Annotated in this window: 4 protein-coding genes; 3 read left to right on the top strand and 1 reads right to left on the bottom strand. The window is 53.1% G+C overall.

Features of this window, described 5'->3' with window-relative positions; all coding sequences use genetic code 11:
• Positions 1 to 33 precede the first annotated feature (33 nt).
• The gene (locus tag IQ260_RS27850; RefSeq protein ID WP_193996330.1) at positions 34 to 1,332 is read right to left on the bottom strand and encodes an efflux RND transporter periplasmic adaptor subunit; all 1,299 of its coding nucleotides are present in this window, start codon (positions 1,330 to 1,332) and stop codon (positions 34 to 36) included.
• Between the two features lie 143 nt (positions 1,333 to 1,475).
• Here IQ260_RS27850 and IQ260_RS27845 point away from each other — a divergent pair, with 143 nt between their 5' ends.
• From IQ260_RS27845 to lnt, 3 genes are all read left to right on the top strand, one after another.
• On the top strand, positions 1,476 to 2,045 hold the full coding sequence (locus tag IQ260_RS27845) for a PadR family transcriptional regulator (protein ID WP_193996329.1): 570 nt from the start codon (positions 1,476 to 1,478) through the stop codon (positions 2,043 to 2,045).
• 108 nt (positions 2,046 to 2,153) lie between these two features.
• On the top strand, positions 2,154 to 2,909 hold the full coding sequence (locus IQ260_RS27840) for a phosphoadenylyl-sulfate reductase (RefSeq protein ID WP_193996328.1): 756 nt from the start codon (positions 2,154 to 2,156) through the stop codon (positions 2,907 to 2,909).
• A 107-nt stretch (positions 2,910 to 3,016) separates the two neighbouring features.
• Entirely contained in the window at positions 3,017 to 4,582 is a 1,566-nt protein-coding gene (gene lnt, locus IQ260_RS27835; RefSeq protein WP_228016494.1) for an apolipoprotein N-acyltransferase, read from the top strand.
• Positions 4,583 to 4,782: the final 200 nt, after the last annotated feature.

Genomic DNA, 4,782 nt, shown 5'->3' with positions numbered 1-4,782 from the left:
CTATTGACCAGCCTCTATAAGGCTAATTTACGCCTAATTCCTAACAATCTGTCCCGGCACCAACCGATGCACCCCACCAGTAATAATCTCCTCTCCTGGCTGCAACAATCCTCTAACAAACGCCCGATCGCTCTCCGTATACAGCACCTCCACCTCCCGACGAGAGATCTCATAAAGATTCTCAGCCATATCATCGTCCGGTTCACCCAACACATAGGCCGACCACAGCCCCCTCTCACCAGCCACCAAAGCACTTGTCGGCAACCAGTAGCCTAGTTCACTCTGCTGATCTTGTAGTTTGAGTCGTGCGATCGCACCCATCACCACCTGCACCCCCGACGGCAAACCCACCACCACCGTCACCGTTTGACTTGCCTCATCCAGCTCCGGCAACAGCGCCGTCACCTTACCCTCAAACAACTGACCATTCACCTCAATAGTTTGGACACTCCCCTCCGCTATGCGGTTAGCCATGACGCTCGGGACACCCACCCGAGCTTCTAGAATCGTCCCCTCCACCAGCCGCAGCACCGACTGCCCTGGACTGACCACCACACCCTCATCCACCAGCCGTCGCGATACCCGACCCGCAAACGGAGCGTAAATAACACTTTTGGCAATTGACACATCCAGCGTGCGCAAGCTGGCATCGATTTGGTCAACCTGGGCATCCTGGGCGCTAACTTGTTCCACCCGTGTACCCGCATTTAACTCATCCAGCTGACTCTGAGCCTGGCTTAAACGACTCTCTAGAGCAGTGGCACTAAAAGCCGCTTCATCCCGTTCTTCAAGAGAAATCGCCCCTTGAATATAAAGATCTTCGCGCCGCTGCTGCTGGAGACGGGCAAGATCGAGCTGGGCCTGCAGGTCTTGGACAGCGGCTGCAGCGGCAGCAATATCTTCCTGGCGTGGACCGCGCTGCAATTCTTGAAATCGAGCCTGGGCCTGACGGCGTTGGGCCTCGAGCTGCTGTCGCTGAGCTTGCAAACTACGGGTATCTAACCGAGCTAAGGGCGCTCCGTTGGCAACTGTGTCACCTTCATCGACCAAAATCTCTATCAACGTACCTGCTTGCTCAAAGCCCAGGTCGCTGCTGCGCCGGGCAACAATTTCGCCAGTGTAGGTACGTTCTACCGAATATTCCGTAACCCGTTCTAGCACCTGGCTTTGGACCGGTAGGGGAGCAACAGCGGTATCCTCTGCCATCGCCCCAGACCGAAAACGTCCTAGCCAGAGCACAGGAACAACCAATACTGGCAACCACCATAACCACTGCCAGTTAATGGGCTTTGAACGAAGGATTCCAGGGGGATCAGACGGCGGTGAAACCATGACTCACTATCCAAATAGTTGATATTCAATCAGTTGATATTCAACTTGTTGCTTATGTTTTCCATAATGTATACTCAACATGTTGAATATGTCAATCAAAGCCTTAATAAGGCTGTTTTAGTTAGTCTGGTTTGTAAATTCCTATGGCCTTAGCCCACACCATCCTGGCATTGTTAGCCCAACGGCCCGATAGTGGATACGACATTAGTAAGCGCTTTGATGAAGGGCTGAGCTGCTATTGGAAAGCCACCCAGCAGCAGGTGTACCGAGAGTTATCCAAAATGGAGGCCCAGGGCTGGGTTGATTTTGAGAAGGTGCCCCAGGAGGGCAAACCGGACAAGAAGATTTACAGCATTACCGAGCCGGGTTGGGTCGAGCTGACTCGCTGGTACGCAGAGCCTACGGAACGTACCCAAATCCGAGAAGATTTGCTGGTCAAGGTGATGATTGGCTACAAAATGCCCCGTGAGCTATTGCTGAAGGAGCTGCACCACCGGCAGACGCTCCATCAGGCTCAGCTAGAGGAGTATCGGACCATGGAGGAGATGTGTCTAGCTGAGGCCGATCCTTCAGTAGAGCTGCAGTTTAAGTACCTCACCCTCAAGCGAGGCATTGCCTACGAAACCAGCTGGCTGCAGTGGTGTGCCGATGTGCTCACATTTCTTGAGCAGCATTCTGAACCGGGTAATACAGTACCGGCAGCTAAGCCTTAGAGTAGTCTGGGTAAACAATTTTAGAAAAGCCGGTCCGTTATGATGCAATGATGAAGCAGAGCTACCTGGTATCTCTGGGATCTTTGGCATCATGGAGCAGCTGAAACTATGGCAAATGCAGTGCTAGAAAGCGAGCTAGATCTTGAAGCACTCAACAAAACCTTAAGCGAGATGGATGCCTCCGAACTGGTTTCCTGGGGGGCTGAAACCTTTGGTAACTCTTTGGTGATGAGTACCAGTTTTGGGATTCAATCAGCCGTCATGCTGCATCTGGTCACTCAAGCCTTGCCAAATATTCCTGTCATCTGGATCGATACGGGCTATCTCCCGGCTGAAACCTATCGGTTTGCAGACGAGCTGACCCAGCGGCTCAACCTCAACCTCAAGGTTTACCAGTCTGCCATGAGTCCGGCTCGGATGGAGGCCCTCCATGGACGGCTGTGGGATCAGGATAATGTAGAAGCGCTCAACCGATATAACTACATCCGTAAAGTAGAGCCCATGCAGCGAGCGCTGACAGAACTAGGGGCCAAAGCCTGGCTGGCGGGACTGCGGGCCAATCAAACCTCCCATCGCCAAACGTTAGGCCGCATTGCCAAGCAAAATGACATCTATAAGCTGCATCCGATTTTGTCCTGGCACTCGCGGGATGTGTATCAATATTTAAAGGCTCACGATCTGCCTTACCATCCGCTGTTTGAGCAAGGATACGTCACAGTCGGTGACTGGCATTCTAGCCGCCCGCTCACAGCTGATGATGACAATGAGCGCGATACTCGGTTTAAGGGGATGAAGCAGGAGTGCGGGCTGCATCTACCGCAGACCAAAGGGGAAGCGGATAGTTTGAATTCGAGTTCGCTATAGGTGTGAAGGGTAGAAACATCTGGCCGGTTGCCCACAGGCAAGGGCGCTTATCAAAGGAATCTGTAAACTGGCTGGGACCGCTAAGCCTAATGGTAGGCGGTGTTTTCATGGGACTGTGGCCGGTTTGGCCGTTGGCCTGGGTGGCGTTGGTACCGCTGTGGTTGGTGAGTTATCGCGGTGGTACTCCGCGACAGGCTGCCCTGGGTGGACTGCTGTGGGGCCTGGGCTATCAGGGGACACTGCTGACCTGGGTACTACATTTACATCCGCTAATGTGGCTGGGGGTGCCTTGGGTTGGGAGTATTGCGATCGCAACCGCCGCCTACGTTATCGTCACCCTCTGGGGAGCCTGCATCCCCATGGCCTGGGCACTGCTAATGGTGCTCCTAAAGCGTCGACTATCCCCGCTCCGGTCGGGTCAGTTTGGCCATACTTTTGGCTACATTATTATCGGCACGACCCTCTGGTGTACCCTCGAAGCCCTCGCCAGCCTGAGTCCCATCTATGGCACATCCTTGGCCATTACCCAAAGCCCAGACAACCTGGTTGTACTACATCTGGCCCGACTATCCGGCTATTTAACCATTACCGCCGCCATTGTAGCTGTCAACGGTTTGATGGCAGCCGGTCTATTTTCCTGGTTGCAGACTCGTTTTCAGGCCCGCCTTGACGAGGTTCCCATAGGGTCGCTTGGACCTCAGCCCTGGTTAGCAGCCGCTTTAAGCTTACTGTGTGTCATCCATCTGATCGGCTGGAGTCTTTATCAACAACCCTTAGCAGATAAAGACTCCGAAGCGATTCGTGTTGGTATAATTCAGGGCAATATTCCCACCCGAGAAAAGCTCACCCAGGCGGGTATCCGTCAGGCTCGCGATCGCTACCTCAGTAGCTACAAACAGCTCGCCGAGGCCGGAGCTGATGCGGTTCTGACCCCAGAGGGAGCCATTCCCGAGATTTGGAGGCATCGCCTACGTGATAATAATCTGTTTTACCGGGCGGTACAGACTACCAAAATCCCCCTGTGGCTAGGAACTTTTGTCATAGCCCCCACTGAAGAGTTTCACATGTATCAGAGTCTCATTGCGCTGTTACCTGAGTCTTTAAAATCCACGCCACAACAAACCGAGACCCGCGCTATCAACCAGTACAACAAAATAAAGCTGGTCCCTTTAGGAGAATATATTCCCCTCCAGTCATTGCTAGGAGGACTCATTCGACGTCTATCGCCCCTTGACACCACAATGATTCCTGGCGCGGCCCAGCAGCCTCAGTTTGAATCTGGTGTAGGCCCTGCCGCCGTGGGGATTTGCTATGACTCCGCCTATGGCTGGATTGTGCGACGTCAGGTCGCCCAAGGAGGACAGTTTATTCTGACCGCGTCCAACAATGATCCATATCCACCCCGGATGATGGGCCAGCACCACGGCCATGATGTGATCCAGGCGATTGCAACAGACCGATGGGCGGCACGAAGTACCAATACCGGTTTGTCAGCAGCTGTGAACCCCCATGGGCAGACACAGTGGATATCGGAACCCAAAACCTATGATGCTCAGGTAAAAACAATTTATCGACGCGATACAATAACACCCTATGTACGATGGGGGAATTGGCTGTTACCGTTGTTAATAGTGAGCAGCATTGGCTGGCTGGTAAGCTCGTTTAAGCCCTGATTAACCTTTGCGCTCGCCATACTTACATATAGCGCTTCTCACACGCATCGAATACACCCCATTCCCCATTCCCTTACATCACCAAACTGTATGCATCTCAACCGGCAAACGCTATAAAGTACACTACTAATAGAGTCCAGCCCTATGAAATCTTTTAGCGCCACTACAACCATCAACTGTCCCCCGGAAACGATCTGGTC

The sequence above is a fragment of the Leptolyngbya cf. ectocarpi LEGE 11479 genome (genome assembly GCF_015207065.1).
Taxonomy (GTDB): Bacteria; Cyanobacteriota; Cyanobacteriia; order Phormidesmidales; family Phormidesmidaceae; genus Leptothoe; species Leptothoe ectocarpi.
Note: the sequence above shows the minus strand (reverse complement) of the source record. Positions and strands in the feature narration are given on the sequence as shown.